The following is a 16,536-nucleotide window of genomic DNA, read 5'->3' as shown; positions in this document are numbered from 1 at the left end:
AGCTGGCGGCCAGCCACGCAATAATCAGGCCGAAGGCCGCCTCACACGTCCAGCTCAAAGCTCACGATGGTGCCCCGGCCCAGGCGCGAGTTGATGGCCAGCCGGCCGCCCAGCAGGGCCACGCGGTTGCGCACCCCGGCTAAGCCAATGCCCGCCAGCGGCTGCCCCGCCAGCGCAGCCGGTTCGAAGCCGCGGCCGTTGTCTTCCACGCTCACTTCGAGGCGGCCGTTTTCGTGGGCCACGTGCACCACGGCCTCGGTGGCGTGGGCGTGCTTCATCACGTTGTTGAGCAGCTCCTGCACCGTGCGGTACACCCCAATTTCGACCTGCGGGCTGAAGCGGTGGTCCAGGCCGGACAGGTGCAGGCGAATAGGCAGGCCCGCCGGCGCAATGCGCTTTACCAACTCCTGCAGGGCCGTTTGCAGGCCAAAGTCTTCCAGCACGCCGGGCGTGAGCTCGAAGGAGATGGTGCGCGTGGCCCGGATGGCTTCCTCCAGCAGCTTCAGCGACTCGCGGGGCAGTGCCTCCGGCACCCCGGCCCGGCCCGCCAGGCTGAGCTTGGTGGCGTAGAGCAGCTGGCCCAGTCCGTTGTGCAGGGCTTCGGCAATGCGCTTGCGCTCGGTTTCCTGCGTGGCCAGGATGGCGGCCAGCACTTCCTGCTGCTGGCGCAGGCGCTGCTGGGTGGCTTCCTCGGCCAGGCGTTCGCGCTCGGTCACGTCGCGCACCACCGCGAGCACGCCGCTGGGCCGGCCTTCGCCGTTGTGGTAGAGGGGCACCACGTGGGCATCGTAGCGGCCGGGGCGCTGCTGAAATTCGCGGCTGAACAGGTCGATGCGCTCGCCGGTCAGTGCCCGGCCCACGAGGTGGTGGACATCATCGTTCAGGGAAGGCAGCACTTCGGCGAGGGGGCGGCCCAGCACTTCGGCGGCTTCGTGCCCAAAATAGATGGTGGCCTGGGCATTCCAGGCCGTGATGCGCAGGTTGTCGTCGACGGCGACAATGCCGTCGACGGTATTGTCGAGGAGGCTTTCGGTGAATTCCTTGCTGCGCTGGACCTGCTGCTGGGCCTGCTTGGCAGCTGTGATGTCGCGCCACACAATGTGCACCACCGGCGTGGGCCCGCCCAGCTCAATGGGTGTGAGCACGGCCTCGACCCAGATTTCCTCGCCCGGGGCGCGCAGCAGCACGGCCTCGCAGCACTTCGAGCCGGTACGCAGCGCATCGGCCATGGTTTGGTGAAACAGGTCGATGGTGCGGCGGCCGTCGGGCTGGTATTCGGGGGTGTGGACCCAGGCGGGGTGGCCCACCAACTCCTGTTGGTTGGTAAGGCCTAGCAGGCGCAGGGCGGCGGTGTTGCAATCCACGAAGTGGTAGCCTTGCAGCAGCGCCATGGCCGTGTAGCTGTCGCTAAAAAGCTTGCGGAAGCGGGCCTCGCTGGCGGCCAGCGCGGCTGTGGCCTGCTGGCGGGCAGTGGTGTCGAGCACGGCCAGGCGGCACTGGGGGCCGGCGGGCGTGTCGACCCGCAGGCCTTCGAGCTGGCCAAAAAACGGGGTGCCGTCTTCCTGCTGCAGCTGCAGCTCCAGACTCTGGGTGCTATCGGTGCCGAACACCCGGGCCAGAAACTGCCCGAACACCAGCCGTTGAGCCGGCACCACAAACAGGGCGAAGCGCCGCTGCGCCAGCCGCTGGCGCACGGTGCCCAGCAGCTTGGCCCCACAGAAATTGAGCTGCGCGATGAGGCCGGCCTCGGTGAGGGTGAAGTAGCCTACCGGGGCGTAGTCGTAGAGGTCGACGTACTGGCTGCGGGCGGCCTGGGCCTCGGTTTGGGTCAGCAGCAGCTCTTCGCACTGCATTTCCAGCTCTATCTGCTGCACTTGCAGCTCCTGCACCAAGCGCTGTATTTCCTGGGGCGTGTGCTGCTCGGTGGCCTGCGTCACCAGTTGCCGGCGCTGTTCGGCGCGGGTGCGCAGCTCCAGCAGCGAGGCGTGCAGGTCGGGGGGCGGCGGGGAAGGGTCGGGCGGCATGGCGAAAAGGCAGGATGAACGGTGAAGATAAGCACCCCTTCTCCGGCATGCCAGGACCTAGGCTATCCCTACGCAAAAAACCACCGATTACTTCATTACCAGCCCTGCCTTCGTGGACGTGGCCGCGCTGAAGCAGGACACCGCCGGCACGGCGGTCTTTACGTCCCTGCGCCAACAGCTTGACCAGCTGGCCGCCTACGCGGGCACGCCCATGAGCCAGGCCACCGCCGCCCCCTCGTCGTAGAAGATGCCGGCCTGGTAGGGGTGCTCGGCCGCCAGGGCGGCCCCCACGACGGGAGCTAGCACGGGGTCGGTATACATCTGGTTGATGCGGTCGGGCGAGCTGACGACGGCCAGCCGGAGCGGTTGCGGGGCCAGCCGAGCCGCCGCCACCGGAAAGAACTCGTGGCTGAGCCACTCCGTCACCTCCACGCTGAGCGGACCGGTACGGCGGGCATCGAGCAGCCAGCGGGCGCAGCCGTGGCGGCGGGCCAGCACCAGGGCCGCCCGGTACGCGCGGCGGGCCTCGGCCGGGGTGTAAGGGCCCAGCCAGCACAAAACGATGGTGTTCAGCCGCTGGTGGTAGGCCAGCGAATAGGTGGGCGTGGAGATGACAGGCAGAACTTCCATGGCCCAATATAGCTAAGCAAGTATATTTCTCCTCAGCGCGTCCGGCCTTTCCTACGCCGGCACCACCTCCACGCCCAGCAGCAGGCGGCCCGTGCGCGCCCCGCCGCTAGTGATGGCCCGCCCAAACAGGCGCAGCGTGCGCGGGCCGGCCCCGGGAAAGTCGGCCGCGTAGGGAAAGTCGGCAAAGGGCTGCTCCGGGTGGCGCAGGGTGGTTTCGAGGCGCTCGCGCAGGGCGGCCTGCTGCCAGGCGCCGCCATCGAGCTCGCGCAGCAGCAGGCCCTTGCTGCGGTCGCCATCGAGCCCAAACAACTGGGCAAAGGCCTGGCTGACGGCCAGCACGCGCTGCTCGGCATCGAGCACGAGCAGGGGCTCGCGCAAGGTTTCCACAATGCTTTCGGCAAAGCGGGCGCTTTCCTGGAGCTGGGCTTCGAGGGCCTTGAGGTCGGTGATGTCGGTGAAGGTGATGACGGCCCCGCTGATGTAGTTGTCGAGGGTACGGTAGGGCAAGATGCGCATCACGTACCACTGGCCCTCGGTGGTCTGGATGTTGGCCTCCACGGTCACCAGCTTGTCGAGCACCTGGCGCACGTCCCGGGCCAGGGTTTCGTGGCGCAGGGTGGTGGCAAAGTGCAGAATGGGACGGCCCACGTCGCTGGGCAGCAGGTTCACGATGCGGTGCACGGGCGGCGTAAACCGCTTTATCACCATGTCGTTATCCAGGAAGATGGTAGCAATTTCCGTGGCGTCGAGCAGGTTCTTCATGTCGTTGGCGGCCTGGCTCAGCTCCTCGGTTTTGGAGAGGTACTGCATGTTGAGGGTCATGAGCTCCTCGTTCAGGCTCTGCATTTCCTCCTTGTTGGTCATGGCCTCCTCGTTGGTGCTTTGCAGCTCCTCGTTGGCACTTTGCAGCTCCTCGTTGGTGCTTTTGAGCTCTTCCACGCTGCTTTCCATCTCCTCGATGGTGGTTTGGAGACGGTGCTTGGTGTACTGCAGCTCCTTTTCCAGGACGTGCACCTGGGCGTCGTGGTCGGGGGCCAGGGTGGCCTTGCCCAGGCGCACCTTGCGGGGCGTGGGCTGCTCCTCAAACACCACCAGTAGCAGGCCGGCCAGTGGCTCGCCTTCTTCCAGCACCTTCACCGTCACGCGCAGCAGCTGCACGCCGGTGTCGAGGCGCAGCTTCACGCCGTCGGTCACCACGTCCTGGCGGCTGGCCACGGCCTTGTGCACGGCCTCGCTCAGCTCGTAGTTGAGCTCTTCGCGGGCCATTTCAAACACGTTCATGGCCCCCAGGCCGGGGGCGGGCTCCAGGTAGCGGCCGGTGCGGCCGTTCACGTACAGGATTTCGCCCTTGGGGTTGATAACCACGGCGGGCGGCGTGTACTGGCGCAGCAGCACGCGCTGGACCAGCGCGGCAAACGGGCCTTCTTTGCGGGAAGCGAGGGACATCATGGGACCAGTGGTAGAAACAGGTGCGGACTGGGCGTGCCGCCGGGCCAGCGCAAAGGGGAAGTTGGCCAGCCGCGTGAGCGACGACGGCACATCGGTGCGGCGCGAAATCTTCCATTTCACGTCCAGCGGCAGAAACAGGTCCTGGAAGCCGGCGAGGTTTTCGCTGGGCCCCAGAAACAGCAGCCCGCCCGGATTCAGGGCATAGTGGAAGATGGGGATGAGGTTTTTCTGGAGCTCGGCGCTCAGGTAAATAAGCAGGTTGCGGCACACCAGCAGGTCGAGCTTGGTAAAGGGCGCGTCCTTGTTCAGGTCGTGCACGGCAAACACCACCACGTCGCGCACCTCCTTGCGGATGCGGTAGCCATTCTCGTCCTTGGTGAAAAAGCGCCGCAGCCGCTCGGGGCTCACATCGGCCGCTACGTTTTCCGGGTACAGCCCCACGCGGGCAAAGTCGATGGCGTCGGGGTTGATGTCGGTGGCAAAAACCTGGAGCTTGAGGTAGTTGGTCGGTTCCACCCCGTCCAGGCATTCGAGCAGGGTCATGGCCAGGCTGTAGGCCTCCTCGCCCGTGGAGCAGCCCGGGGCCCACGCCCGCACGGTGCTGTCGGCGGGCTTCTGGCGCAGCAGCGGCAGCAGGCGCACCTTGAGCTGCTCAAACGCGTCGCGGTCGCGGAAAAACTTGGTCACGCCAATGAGCAGCTCCTTGAACAGGGCCTCCACTTCGGCCGGGTTTTCCTGCAGGTAGCGCACGTACTGCGTAAACTCCCGAATCTGGTGCGAGTTCATGCGCCGGTCGATGCGCCGGAACACCGTGTTGCGCTTGTAGAAGCTAAAGTCGTGCCCGGTTTTGGCCCGGATGAGGTGGAAAATCTTTTGCAGGGCGTGGGCCGGGCGGGCGCTGTTGTCGGCTTCCTCGCGGCGGGGGCGGGTGTCGGGGTGGCGCACGTAGTCCAGCAGCTTGGCCGGCAGCTGTTCGGCAGGCAGCACAAAATCCACAAACTCGGTGGCTAGCGCCGAGCGCGGCATCGAGTCGAACTCGGCCGTTTCGGGGTCCTGCACCATCACCATCCCAAAGTTTTCCATCACCATTTTCAGGCCCAGCGTGCCATCCGAGCCCAGCCCGGAACAGATAATGCACACCGCTCGGTCGCGCGCATCCTTAGCCAGGCTCTGGAAAAAGAAGTCGATGGGCAGCCGATGCCCCGCCGGCTGGGTGGGCGCAAACAGCAGCAGCATCCCGTGCAGGATGCTCATGTCGCGGTTGGGCGGAATCACATACACGCGGTTGGGGCGCACCCGAAGACCATCGGTAGCCTCGCACACCGGCATTTTGGTGAAGTGCTGGAGCACCTGCGCCAGCTCCGACGGCTGGTCGGGCATGAGGTGCGTCACCACCATAAAGGCCATCCCGCTATCGGCCGGCATGGCCCGAAAAAAACCCTCGAACGCTGCCAACGACCCTGCTGAGCCCCCCAGCGCCACCATCGGAAACTTGTCGTTTGAATAGTCCGGCTGCCGGGCCTCGGGGGCCAGGGTTCCGGTGATGGGCTCATCGCCGTCGCGGGGCGTTTCGGCGGGCGGCGTGACGGGGATGCCGGGTGCATCGGGCGCGGCCGGGGCCGAATCAGAGGAGGTCATAGGGCAACGGAATAAAACGGCCTCCTACCCCAACCGGGCGGGTCCGAAGCAAATTTACCGGAAAAAGCCCGGGGCCTTCGCCGTTCCGCCGGATTTGCCGTAGTAAATTCTACATTACCGCACTGCTTATGTCCGCTCCGGCTTATCTCATTGTAGTTGGCACTTCGGCCGGGGGCATGCCCGCCCTGGCCGAATTTGTGGCCCACCTGCCCGCCACGCTACCCGCCGCCGTTCTGGTAGTGCAGCATTTCGCGCCCGACTCCAACGGCCAGCAGCTCGTGGAACGGCTGGCCCGCCACACCGCCCTGCCCTGCCGCCTGCCCACCGACGGCGAACACCTGATGGCCGGCACCCTCTACCTGGCCCCGCCCGACCGCCACCTGCTGGCCAAGGACGGCAGCGTGCCCCACCTGCTGGTAACCAAAGGCCCGCGCGAAAACCACTACCGCCCCGCTGCCGACGCCCTGTTCCGCTCGGCGGCCGTGGCCTACGGGACGCGCGTGGTGGGCGTGGTGCTCACCGGCATGCTGCACGATGGCACGGCCGGTCTGGAGTTTATCAAGCGCTGCGGCGGCATTGCCATCGTGCAGGACCCGCAAGAAGCGGAGTTTCCGAGCATGCCGGAGTCGGCCTTGCAAAACGTGGATGTGGACTACGTAGTCCCCCTGAGCCAGATGGCCTTCCTGCTCGACGAAATTACCCATACCCCCCCGCCTCAGCGCCAGCCCGATATTCCCGAGGACCTGAAACAGGAGGCCGCTATTGCGGAAAGAGTGGTGGGAGACAGCATGGCTGTTGCCAGCCTGGGCCACCCCGTGCCCCTCACCTGCCCCGACTGCGGCGGCAACCTCTGGGAAGTGGACCAAGGCAAAGTGCTGCGCTACCGCTGCCACACCGGCCACGCCTTCAACGCCGAAAGTCTGCTGCATAATTCGCAACAGCAATTGGAAGAAACCCTCTGGGTGGCCCTGCGCATGATGGAGGAACGCAAAAACCTGCTCACCGGCATGGCCGTGCGCGGCGCGGGCACCTACTCCATTCAACAGGAAGAGAAGCTGGACGAAATCAAAAAGCACATCAACCGCCTGCGCGAATTTCTGCTCAATGGCACTGGCTCCAGCACCGCTGCCACGCCCGAAGACTAAGGGCACGTAGGTGAGTGGGTTGGCGAGGGGTGGGCAGGCTTAGGCCTCCAGGCTCCAGTCGTGCCAGTTGGCCTGGCGGGCGGCGTCCAGCAGCGTGGGCACGATGCAGGGCGCGGGGCCAAGCTCCTGCTCCAGCAGTTCGCGCTTCACCCGCTCGGGCACGTGCACCAGCACCAGCTGCGCGCGTTGTTCCTGAAGCTGGAAGTGCGAGTTCCACAACAGCCGGGCGGCTTCGGCCGACAACGATTCCAACATGCCGCAATCGACCCATACGGAGTGTTTGCCGCTACGCTGCGCCCGGCGCAGCCAGCGCGCCAGCACCGCTTCCGACTTGCTGTGCCGGCCAGGTGCCAGGATGAGCAGATAGCTCTCCGGCAGCAGTTCATGGTATATAACGTGCATCGCAAATAGCACTTAGGTAGTAGTAAAACAGACAAAAACGATATATTCCACTATCAAGCGGCAGCTCATCGCATAATGTTGATACAAATTTCGCCGATGACAGAAAACAACAACAGGCTTAAAATACGGGTTTTACTATGTATAAATACTTATACTATCGTTGGGATAAATTCCATTATTTACCCTTTGCCTCGCTCATTGCCTCGCCCTTCAGCGCAAGAGCGAATAGTACATCAAAAATAATATATAATATCTTTAATTTTCTATACAATCAACCAGTGCGAAAATTCCGTTCAATCCCAGGCTAGCCAAAATATCTTTTCCCGCTAACCGTCTCCATTCTGCCGACCTTGGCGGCGGGGCCGGCGCTAGCGCGAAGCATTGGCTGCCCAAAACCATCTCAATCACCTTTTTCACTTTTTCCCGTTTCACTATGAGCCCTTCCGTACGCAACATCATTGCCTGGATTTTGCAGGCCTTGCTGGCCGCCATGTTCATCTTCTCGGGCGCCCACAAGCTGCTGGACCTGCCCGGCACCATGAAAATGTTCGAAGGCCTGGGCATGCCGGGCTGGTTTGCCGGCCTCATCGGTGGGGCCGAGGTACTCGGCGGCATTGGGCTGCTGGTACCGCGCACGGTGCGCCTAGCAGCCATGGGCCTCATTATCATCATGATTGGAGCCGTGTTCATGCACGCCACCAAAATCCCCGGCGGGCTGGCCAAGGGCGTGCCAGCTATTGTATTGCTGGTGCTGCTGGCGGTGGTGCTGATGCTGCGCAGTAGCACCACTGCCCGGACGGTCTAAAGCCTGATGCGGGCCTGTCATTCCGACGCAGGACGAATCTGAGTAGAACTGTTAAAGCAGCTTCCTCAGATTCCTGCTGAGTCGGAATGACAAGCTGGCCTTACCCCAAACCTAAACCATTGCCGCCCGGCCGGGTTGCTTGCCTTCTGGCCGGCCCGGCCGGGCTACTTGTGTGTTCCCTCCCCATGAAAATCCTTTATAGCTACCTGCGCAACTACTGGCCGCTGCTGGTGCTGGCACTCGGGCTGGCCGCCGTCAACCAGGTGTTCTCGCTGCTCGACCCGTATTTCTTCCGCCAGTTAGTCGACCATTTTACCGCCAAATACCCGGACATTGCCGGGGTGCGGCGGGTTTCTTTCTGGCCGTTCTTCTGGGAAGCAATACCACTGGTGGGCATTATGCTGGGCGTTGCGATGATATCGCGCATCGCCAAAAACTTCCAGGACTACTACGTCAACGTCATCACCCAGCGGCTGGGGGCGAAGATGTATTCCGACGGCCTGCGCCACTCGCTGGAGCTGCCCTATCAGGTGTTCGAGGACCAGCGCTCGGGCGAAACTTTGGGCAAGCTCCAGAAAGTGCGCATCGACGTGGAGAAGTTGATTCAGGCCTTCGTGAATGTACTGTTCACGGCGCTGGTAGGCATTGTATTCGTCATGTGGTATGCCATCACGGTGTACTGGCCCATTGCGCTGGGCTACTTTCTCACCATTCCGTTGCTGGGCATCCTGAGCTTCTATCTAAGCAAGCGAATCAAGGTTATTCAGAAAACAATTGTACAGGAAACCACGGCCCTGGCCGGTTCCACCACCGAGAGCCTGCGCAACATCGAGTTGATTAAAAGCCTGGGCTTGGCCCAGCAGGAAACTGAACGCCTGAACGGCATTACCGGCAAAATTCTGAAGCTGGAGCTGCGCAAGGTGCGCTACCTGCGCTCACTAAGCTTCGTGCAGGGCACCTTCGTGAATTTGCTGCGCAACGTCATTATCCTACTACTGCTGTATCTGCGTGTACAGCATCTCATCACTTTGGGTGAGTTCTTTTCCTTCTTCATCTACTCCTTCTCCATCTTCGGGCCGCTGCAGGAACTGGGCGCCATCATCGGCATCTACCGCGAAACCGAGATTTCGCTGGGCAATTTCCAGACGATTCTCGACACGCCCAAGGACGTGAAGCCGGCCCACCCCAAGTCGGTGGCGCACATCGACAACCTGGCCTTCGACCACGTCAGCTTCCAGCACCTCACGGCCAAGGGTAAGGCACTCACCAATATTTCCTTCGGGGTGAAGCTCGGCGAAACCATTGCTTTTGTGGGCCCGTCGGGCTCGGGCAAAACCACGCTGGTGAAGCTGCTGGTGGGCCTCTACCCGCCCCTGGCGGGCGAGATTCGCTACAACGGCATCCCCGGCAATGAAATCGACCTCGACGAGTTACGTGAGCAAATCGGCTTCGTGACGCAGGACACCCAGCTGTTCGCCGGCACCATCCGCGAAAACCTGCGCTTTGTGGCCCCCAACGCCACCGACGAGGAATGCCTGCTGGCCCTGCGCCAAGCCGCCGCCGATACGCTGCTGGCCCGCGCCCCGCTCGGCCTCGACACCGTCATCGGCGAGGGCGGCGTGAAGGTGAGCGGCGGCGAAAAGCAGCGCCTCAGCATTGCCCGCGCCCTGCTGCGCAAGCCCACGCTCATGGTGTTCGATGAAGCCACCTCGGCCCTCGATTCGCTCACCGAAGAAGAAATCGGCAAGACGGTGCGGGAACTGTCGGGCTCGCGCCAGCACATGACCATCCTCATTGCCCACCGCCTAAGCACCATCCTGCACGCCGACCGCATCTTCGTATTGGAGCGCGGCCACATCGCCGAGCAGGGCGGCCACGCCGAGCTTTTGGCCCAGAAAGGCCTCTATTACGCCATGTGGCGCCAGCAGATTGGCGAGCGCAAGGAGGAAGACGCAACCAGCGCCGTAGCCGTTTAGCCCCGGTCCATCATTGCGAGGAGGCACGACGAAGCAATCCGTCCTGTCAAAACCAGACATGCGCTTATACCAGAAAGCCCCGATACTTCGCAGTAGCGGGGCTTTCTGTTGTTAAAAAGGTTTGTCACATCTCAGGGCTGGTCGCTGAGAGAGGACAGATTGCCACGGCCGCAGGCCTCGCAATGACAAGCACACCTTACTTAATCACCTGCGCTTTCGGGTCGAAATCGACAGTGGGCGGCTGGGGGTTCATGTCCTCCAGAGCGGCCACCACAATTTCGGTAATGGCCAGGTCGCGGCCCCACTTGTGGTTGGCGGGGATGACGAACCACGGCGCATCGGCCGTCGAGCACCGGCGCAGGGCCTCCTGGTAAGCGGCCTGGTAGTCGTCCCAATAGGCGCGCTCTTTGAGGTCGTTGGGGTCGAATTTCCAGTTTTTGGTGGGGTCGTCGAGGCGGGCTTGCAGGCGCTGGGCCTGCTCTTCCTTGGAGATGTGCAGGAAGAATTTGAGGATGCGCGTGCCATTGTTCAGCAGCAGCTGCTCGAAATTGTTAATGTCCTGGTAGTGCTGCTCGCAGGTTTTTTTGTCAATCAGGCCGTGCACGCGGGTGATGAGCACATCCTCGTAGTGCGAGCGGTTGAACACGCCAATGTGGCCTTTTTTGGGGGTCTGGGCGTGAATACGCCAAAGAAAATCGTGCTTCAGCTCCTCCGACGTGGGCGCTTTGAAGGTGGCTACCTGCACGCCGGCCGGGTTTACGCCCGTGAGCAGGTTCTGGATGGCCCCGTCCTTGCCGCCCGTATCCATGGCTTGCAGCACGATGAGCAGGCTGCGCGAATGCTCGGCGTAGAGCAGTTCCTGCAGCTGGCTTAGGCGCTGGCGCAGCTGGAGCAGGCGCGGGCTGGCCTCCTGCTTGTCGTCGGGCTGGTGCTTGAAGGGCGTAATATCGGCCGGGTCCACGTCGGCCAGGCGAAAAGACTGGCTATTGACGACAACGGCAGGGGTTTCCGGGAGCTTGAATTTCATGGGAAATATTGGATAATGATTTTTACGCCCCGCCCACCAGCCGGGCAATGCCGAAGGCCGCGGCGGCGGCCAGCGCCCCCACCACGGCCATTTTCACGGCCCCGGCCACGGGCGGCTGCCCGGTCATGCGGCTTTTGAAATAGCCAAACACCAGCAAACACACCAGCGTAATGGCCGCCGACCACACCAGCCCCTGGCTGGGGGTATGGGTCACGACATAGGCGCTGAGCGGAATCAGCCCGCCCACGGCATAGGCCATGCTGATAGTGAACGCACTTTTAGGGGCCTGTTTGGGGTCGGGTTCCTCCAGGCCCAGTTCATACTTCATCATAAACTTCACCCACTGTTCGGGGTCGGCGGTGAGCTCGGCAACGGCCTGACGGCGGGTGGCTTCCGAAAGGCCCATGTCGGCCAGCAGCTCGTCTACCTCGGCGCGCTCCTTTTCCGGCACTTCCTGCACCTCGCGGTGCTCGCGGCCCAGCTCCGAGGCGTAGTGCTCCACCTCGGTGCGGCCGGCCAGGTAGCCGCCCAGGCCCATGGCAATGCTACCGGCCACAATTTCGGCCAGCCCCGCCGTGATGACCAGGCCAGACGAGGACACTGCCCCGCTCAGCCCAGCCGCCAGCGCAAAGGGCACGGTCAGGCCATCGGAGAGGCCAATCACCACATCCTGCAACATGGCCGAGCTGGTGAGGTGGTGCTCGGGATGCACATCGTGGGGCAGTTGGGTGGTCGTCGTCGGCTCGGTCATAAAGCAAAAATTAAGAATGCAGCCTGAACCCGGCAGGGTGCTTTACGTACGCAAAAACAGAATTTTCGCTGCCGAAATGTTTCGGCCGCCTCCCTCACCTCACTCGTTTTTATCCTTATGGCTGCTCCCGCCAAAACTGCCGCACCTAAAACCGCCGCACCCAAAAAAGCTGCCGCCCCGGCCGCCCAAAAAGGCCCCGCCAAAGCCGCTGCCGCCAGCACCGGCAAAGGGGCCGGCACCAATGCCGCCGTCGACATTCAACCCATTCTCAACCAGCAAAACCACGCCCCCTCGCCCACCCAGCGCTACGGCACCGTGAGCCAGCGCCTGCCCATCGGCCTCGATGAGCAGACCCGCCAGAGCAGCGTGACCATGCTCAACCAGCTCTTGGCCGACACCATTACGCTGCGCGACATGTACAAAAAACACCATTGGCAGGTAGTAGGCCCCACTTTCTACCAATTGCACCTGCTGTTCGACAAGCACTATGAAGAGCAGGCGGTGCTGGTTGATGCCATTGCCGAGCGCATCCAGATTCTGGGTGGCGTAGCCGTGGCCATGGCCCACGACGTGGCCGAGCTCAGCAGCATTCCCCGCGTGCCCCGCGACCGCGAAGAAGCCCCCGTGCAGGTGTCGCGCCTGCTCGATGGCCACCAGCGCCTACTTAAAAGTTGCCACGAATATGCCGACAAAGCCGACGAAAGCGGCGACGATGGCACTAACGACCTCATTGTGAGCCAGCTCATCCGCACCAACGAAATGCAGGTGTGGTTCGTCTCGGAGCACGTAGTCGAGTCGCCCCTCACCCGGGCGGAGTAGTCCGTTTAGGTTGAACCAACAAAAAAGGCTGCCGCATCATTTGCGGCAGCCTTTTTTGCTTTTGATTCCAAGCGTTAATCGACGCGCGCGGCCAGCTTTTCGTTGTGGTTGTCTTCGGCTTCTTCTATTGAATGGGTTTTACCCAGGTCGTTGTCCTTTTTGGCCAACTCAGCCAGCAGGCAATAGAAATCGTGCAGGGTCTTGATTTCTTCTTCCGAAAAATCCTGTGCGTTGATGAGGCGGTTGCTGGCCCCCTGATGAGCCGCAATCAGCTCGTTCAGCTTGAGGTGCAGCACCAGCGAATCCTTATTCTGCGCCCGCTGAATGAGAAACACCATCAGAAACGTAATGATGGTGGTGCCCGTGTTGATGACCAGTTGCCAGGTTTCAGAATAATGAAACATCGGCCCCGTGATGCCCCACACAATCACAATGCCCGCCGCACTCACAAAGGCCGCCGTAGAGCCCGAAAACTTGGTAATACTCTCGGCCATGCGGCCGAAAAAGGAGTTTTTAGTGGGCAGTGGTGAGGTATTCATGGCGTTTTTTCTAAAAAAAGGACGAAAAGCAACCTTGTGCTATTACGAAACCACAAGATAACCAGTTCAATGGTGGATGCCTGATGAAAAAGGGTACCAAAAGATTGTACGGCCCAAATCCTTCGGCTATCTTTGCACCCGCTTCGCCACCTCAGCGACGCCGGCTTCGGCCGAATACCCGGTTTAGTTGCTCTATTTGCGCACGTGGTGAAACTGGTAGACACGCCATCTTGAGGGGGTGGTGCCTTCGGGTGTGGGAGTTCGAATCTCCCCGCGCGCACGCAAATCGAAAGCCCGCTGCAATTGCTTGCAGCGGGCTTTTTCGTTCCTACCAAACAAGAAAGAACGTCATGCTTCGCTGCGCTCTGCATGACGTTCATTTACTATCCCCCTACTGCGTGTCAAACGGGTTACCGGGCTTTACCAGCACCACCCGCTCGCGCTCCACTACCACTTGGCCGGGCAGCGCGCCCTTGGGCTTGCGCACAAATTTCTTGGGCGTGACCGTGACCGGGCACAGCGTATCGTGCTGGCGGCGCGAGTACCAGCCGGCCAGCATGGCGGCATGCTCCACCACGGGCTCAGGCACGGGCTGCCCCGACTTGTGCCGAATGACGACGTGTGAGCCCGTCACGTCCTTGGCGTGCAGCCAGAGGTCATCCTTGTGGGCGTACTTCTGGGTAAGCAGGTCATTATTCACCGCGTTGCGGCCCACCAGAATGGTGAAGCCCCGGTCCTCAAATACCTTGAAGGGAAGCTCAGTGGCTGCTTTCGCAGCCGTAGGCGTGGGGTCGAGGCCGTGCTGCTTGCGCCAGGTGCGCAGGCCGCGCAGCTCGGCCAAGGCGGGCTGGGTGTCCATCTCTTCGAGGCGCTCCAGCGCGGTGAGGGCTTCGGCTTCGCGGCGGGCGATGCGCTCAGCGAGCTGGCGTTCTTCGATTTGCTGGTTTTTGCCCTTGCGGTAGAGGTTTTCGGCGGTGAGCTGGGGCTTTTCGGTGCGCTTCAGCTTGATGGTTTTGGGCTGGTTGGTGTAGAAATCCAGCACCTCGATTTGGGTGGCCCCGGCCGGAATTTCGTGCAGGTGCGCCATGATGAGGTCGGCGGTGTGGCGGTAGCCAGCTTCGTGGGCCAGGGCGTGGAGGCGCTGGCGGGCGTGGGCGGCGGCGGTGCCGGCTTCGTCGGCACGGCGCTCCAGCAGCTGGCGCAGCTGCTTGGTTTCCATCTCCAAGGCGCGGCGGCCCAGGGCCATGGGCACGAAACGGCGCAGGGCGCCCACGGGGTCGTCGCCAGCGAAGGTTTCCAGGACCTCCCCTATCGGCAGCAGGCTGAGCCGCGTGCGGCCGTCGAGTTGGACGATGTAGTAGTGCGCCGGCTTTTCGAGCTTGCCCAGCACTTGGTTCACCAGGCGGGTTCTGGTTTCGGACGGGGCTTCATCGTAGCCGTTTTCGCGCAGGTAGCGCAAGGGCAGGTCAGCCAGCGGCGGCGGGAGTTTCCCAGCGGTTGGAGGTGTAGTAGTAGTTGACTGCGGCCGTAGGTCAGCATCGGCCAACAGCTTTTGGTGGAAAAGCTGGGCCTTGCCATCGGGTGCGGCGCGGAAAATGGCGTTTGGGCGCGGGCCATAGAGCTTGAACACGAGCCGGGCACCGCTGCGGAAATTGACTTGCAGCACCCGGTCCTGGGGCCAGGCGACCACGGTTTCGACCTGCTGGCCCAGCATATTCGGGAACAAATCGACGGAATTGGCGCGGGCGCGCTGGAAGGTTTCGGGCAGGGCCAGCGCCGGGAAATTGGCCCCCAGCTGCGCTTTCAGCCAGAATTCTGCCGTACCGTTGGTGAGGCCGACGACCAACTCGTCCTTTTCCTGCGTGAAGCACACGGCCACGCGGTAGCCCCGCAGCCGCTCGGTGAGCGCGGGAGCCAGCTGGCGCAGGAAGTAGTAGTTGGTGTGCATGAAAGTGGCGCGGATTCTGAGAGTCCGCGAATTGAACAGCTAAGCTAGAATTACACTCGCGGACTCTCAGAATCCGCGCTACACCTCCACCTTCAGCCCGTCATACGCCAGCCGAATCCAGGGCGGCAGCTCGGCTTCTACTTCGCGGTGCAGGCCCAGCTGGTGGCTGATGTGGGTGAGGTAGGCGCGTTTGGGGGCAGCTTCTTCGAGCACGGCCACGGCCTGGGCCAGGGTGAAGTGCGAGATGTGTTCCTCGCGGCGCAGGGCATTGAGCACGATAACGTCGGCATCGCGGAGCTGGGCGCGGGTTTCGGGGCCGAGGTGGTTGGCATCGGTGAGGTAGCAGAAGCCACCGATGCGGAAGCCCAGCACCGGCAGGCGGTGGTGCATGGCCCGGAGGGGCAGCACGGGCACGCCCAGCACGTCGAACGGTGCGTCGTCGCGCTCGATGGGGTGCAGCACCACGCGGGGCACGCCGGGGTATTTGTGCTCAGCAAAAATGTAGGCGAACTCCTGCCGCAGTTGCTGCAGCACACGGGGCTCGGCAAAAACCGGCATGTCGATTTGCTGCCGGAAGTTGAAGGCCCGGATGTCGTCGAGGCCGGCGGTGTGGTCTTTGTGCTCGTGGGTGAAGAGCAGGGCGTCGAGGTGGGTGACGCGGGCGCGCAGCATCTGCTGGCGGAAATCGGGGCCGGAATCGACCACGAAGCTGCGGCCGTCCACTTCCAGGTGCACGGACACGCGCAGGCGGTGGTCGCGGTGGTCGAGCGAGCGGCACACCACGCAGGTGCAGCCAATCATCGGCACGCCAGAGGACGTGCCCGTACCTAAGAACGTTACGGTCATTCAGTTAAGAGTTATGAATGAAGAGTTATGAGTTTAGCTGATTGCTCTAAGCGGGCACGAACCGCAAAGCTTCGCTGTGCCAACTCCTAACTTTTAACTCATAACTCTTAACTCCCTTACCCCACGTACTGCTTCACTACGCGCACCAGGGCGTCGAAATCGAGCGGCTTGGGCAGATAGTCGGTCACGCCGGCCTCGCGGAACTGGTCCATCGAGTAGTTGTTGGCGTTGCCGGTGATGGCGATGATGGGCAGCTTGTTGATTTTGGGGTCGGCGTGGGCGCGGATTTCACGGGTGCACTGCATGCCGTCTTTCACGGGAATGTTGATGTCCATCAGCACGCAATCCACCGGGTTGCTTTCCAATTGTTTCAGCACTTCGCCGCCGTTTTTAGCCAGCACGATTTTATACTTCTGCAATTCCAGGATTTTGCGAGTGAGATTGAGAATTACCGAGCTGTCCTCGGCAATCAGGATGGTTTTGGTTGAAGGGTCGGCGGACATTGGCGAAGTGGTTTGAGTTGGGTTCATAGGGTAG

15 protein-coding genes and 1 tRNA gene are annotated in these 16,536 nt (G+C 62.3%); 6 read left to right on the top strand and 10 right to left on the bottom strand.

The genetic code is table 11. From position 1 onward, the window contains the following. Nucleotides 1–41 precede the first annotated feature (41 nt). Nucleotides 42–2,024, bottom strand: coding sequence for a sensor histidine kinase (locus ACYU7Q_RS15815; RefSeq protein ID WP_460610408.1), 1,983 nt, complete (start codon nucleotides 2,022–2,024; stop codon nucleotides 42–44). 112 nt (nucleotides 2,025–2,136) lie between these two features. Here ACYU7Q_RS15815 and ACYU7Q_RS15810 point away from each other — a divergent pair, with 112 nt between their 5' ends. Beyond that, entirely contained in the window at nucleotides 2,137–2,268 is a 132-nt protein-coding gene (locus tag ACYU7Q_RS15810) for a hypothetical protein (RefSeq protein ID WP_460610407.1), read from the top strand. Here the strand turns inward: ACYU7Q_RS15810 and ACYU7Q_RS15805 are convergent. Together ACYU7Q_RS15805 and ACYU7Q_RS15800 are read right to left on the bottom strand one after the other, a co-directional pair. After that, nucleotides 2,220–2,654 carry a hypothetical protein gene (locus tag ACYU7Q_RS15805; RefSeq protein ID WP_460610406.1) on the bottom strand — a complete coding sequence of 145 codons (435 nt, stop codon included), beginning with the start codon at nucleotides 2,652–2,654 and terminating at the stop codon, nucleotides 2,220–2,222. The genes ACYU7Q_RS15810 and ACYU7Q_RS15805 overlap by 49 nt on opposite strands. Before the next feature lie 51 nt (nucleotides 2,655–2,705). Then, the gene (locus ACYU7Q_RS15800; RefSeq protein WP_460610405.1) at nucleotides 2,706–5,741 is read right to left on the bottom strand and encodes a CheR family methyltransferase; all 3,036 of its coding nucleotides are present in this window, start codon (nucleotides 5,739–5,741) and stop codon (nucleotides 2,706–2,708) included. A gap of 128 nt (nucleotides 5,742–5,869) precedes the next feature. Between ACYU7Q_RS15800 and ACYU7Q_RS15795 the strand changes: the two genes are divergently transcribed. After that, complete coding sequence (locus tag ACYU7Q_RS15795; RefSeq protein ID WP_460610404.1) at nucleotides 5,870–6,886, top strand: chemotaxis protein CheB; 1,017 nt, start codon at nucleotides 5,870–5,872, stop codon at nucleotides 6,884–6,886. Between the two features lie 39 nt (nucleotides 6,887–6,925). On the opposite strand, the gene ACYU7Q_RS15790 is transcribed toward ACYU7Q_RS15795, so the two are convergent. Continuing rightward, complete coding sequence (locus ACYU7Q_RS15790; protein ID WP_460610403.1) at nucleotides 6,926–7,288, bottom strand: STAS domain-containing protein; 363 nt, start codon at nucleotides 7,286–7,288, stop codon at nucleotides 6,926–6,928. A gap of 433 nt (nucleotides 7,289–7,721) precedes the next feature. Here ACYU7Q_RS15790 and ACYU7Q_RS15785 point away from each other — a divergent pair, with 433 nt between their 5' ends. After that, a complete protein-coding gene (locus ACYU7Q_RS15785; RefSeq protein WP_460610402.1) occupies nucleotides 7,722–8,093 on the top strand; it encodes a DoxX family protein in 372 nt (123 codons plus the stop codon). A 185-nt stretch (nucleotides 8,094–8,278) separates the two neighbouring features. Continuing rightward, entirely contained in the window at nucleotides 8,279–10,069 is a 1,791-nt protein-coding gene (locus ACYU7Q_RS15780; RefSeq protein WP_460610401.1) for an ABC transporter ATP-binding protein, read from the top strand. Nucleotides 10,070–10,265: 196 nt separating this feature from the next. On the opposite strand, the gene ACYU7Q_RS15775 is transcribed toward ACYU7Q_RS15780, so the two are convergent. Together ACYU7Q_RS15775 and ACYU7Q_RS15770 are read right to left on the bottom strand one after the other, a co-directional pair. Next, nucleotides 10,266–11,096 carry a polyphosphate kinase 2 family protein gene (locus ACYU7Q_RS15775; protein WP_460610400.1) on the bottom strand — a complete coding sequence of 277 codons (831 nt, stop codon included), beginning with the start codon at nucleotides 11,094–11,096 and terminating at the stop codon, nucleotides 10,266–10,268. Between the two features lie 22 nt (nucleotides 11,097–11,118). Further along, nucleotides 11,119–11,847, bottom strand: coding sequence for a VIT1/CCC1 transporter family protein (locus ACYU7Q_RS15770; RefSeq protein ID WP_460610399.1), 729 nt, complete (start codon nucleotides 11,845–11,847; stop codon nucleotides 11,119–11,121). Between the two features lie 117 nt (nucleotides 11,848–11,964). Here ACYU7Q_RS15770 and ACYU7Q_RS15765 point away from each other — a divergent pair, with 117 nt between their 5' ends. Beyond that, nucleotides 11,965–12,666, top strand: coding sequence for a Dps family protein (locus tag ACYU7Q_RS15765; RefSeq protein WP_460610398.1), 702 nt, complete (start codon nucleotides 11,965–11,967; stop codon nucleotides 12,664–12,666). Between the two features lie 74 nt (nucleotides 12,667–12,740). On the opposite strand, the gene ACYU7Q_RS15760 is transcribed toward ACYU7Q_RS15765, so the two are convergent. Further along, the gene (locus tag ACYU7Q_RS15760; protein ID WP_460610397.1) at nucleotides 12,741–13,205 is read right to left on the bottom strand and encodes a low affinity iron permease family protein; all 465 of its coding nucleotides are present in this window, start codon (nucleotides 13,203–13,205) and stop codon (nucleotides 12,741–12,743) included. 198 nt (nucleotides 13,206–13,403) lie between these two features. On the opposite strand from ACYU7Q_RS15760, the gene ACYU7Q_RS15755 reads away from it, so the two are divergent. Continuing rightward, a tRNA-Leu gene (locus ACYU7Q_RS15755) sits at nucleotides 13,404–13,485 on the top strand. 111 nt (nucleotides 13,486–13,596) lie between these two features. Here the strand turns inward: ACYU7Q_RS15755 and ACYU7Q_RS15750 are convergent. The 3 genes from ACYU7Q_RS15750 to ACYU7Q_RS15740 form a co-directional block, all read right to left on the bottom strand. Beyond that, entirely contained in the window at nucleotides 13,597–15,153 is a 1,557-nt protein-coding gene (locus tag ACYU7Q_RS15750; protein WP_460610396.1) for an NFACT RNA binding domain-containing protein, read from the bottom strand. A gap of 78 nt (nucleotides 15,154–15,231) precedes the next feature. Then, a complete protein-coding gene (locus tag ACYU7Q_RS15745) occupies nucleotides 15,232–15,999 on the bottom strand; it encodes an MBL fold metallo-hydrolase (RefSeq protein ID WP_460610395.1) in 768 nt (255 codons plus the stop codon). Between the two features lie 116 nt (nucleotides 16,000–16,115). Beyond that, nucleotides 16,116–16,529: a response regulator gene (locus tag ACYU7Q_RS15740; RefSeq protein WP_460610394.1), complete on the bottom strand. Its 414-nt coding sequence runs from the start codon at nucleotides 16,527–16,529 to the stop codon at nucleotides 16,116–16,118. Nucleotides 16,530–16,536: the final 7 nt, after the last annotated feature.

The sequence above is a fragment of the Hymenobacter terrigena genome, assembly GCF_054776515.1.
The sequence above is the reverse complement of the archived record's forward strand: the minus strand, read 5'-3'. Positions and strand labels throughout refer to the sequence as shown.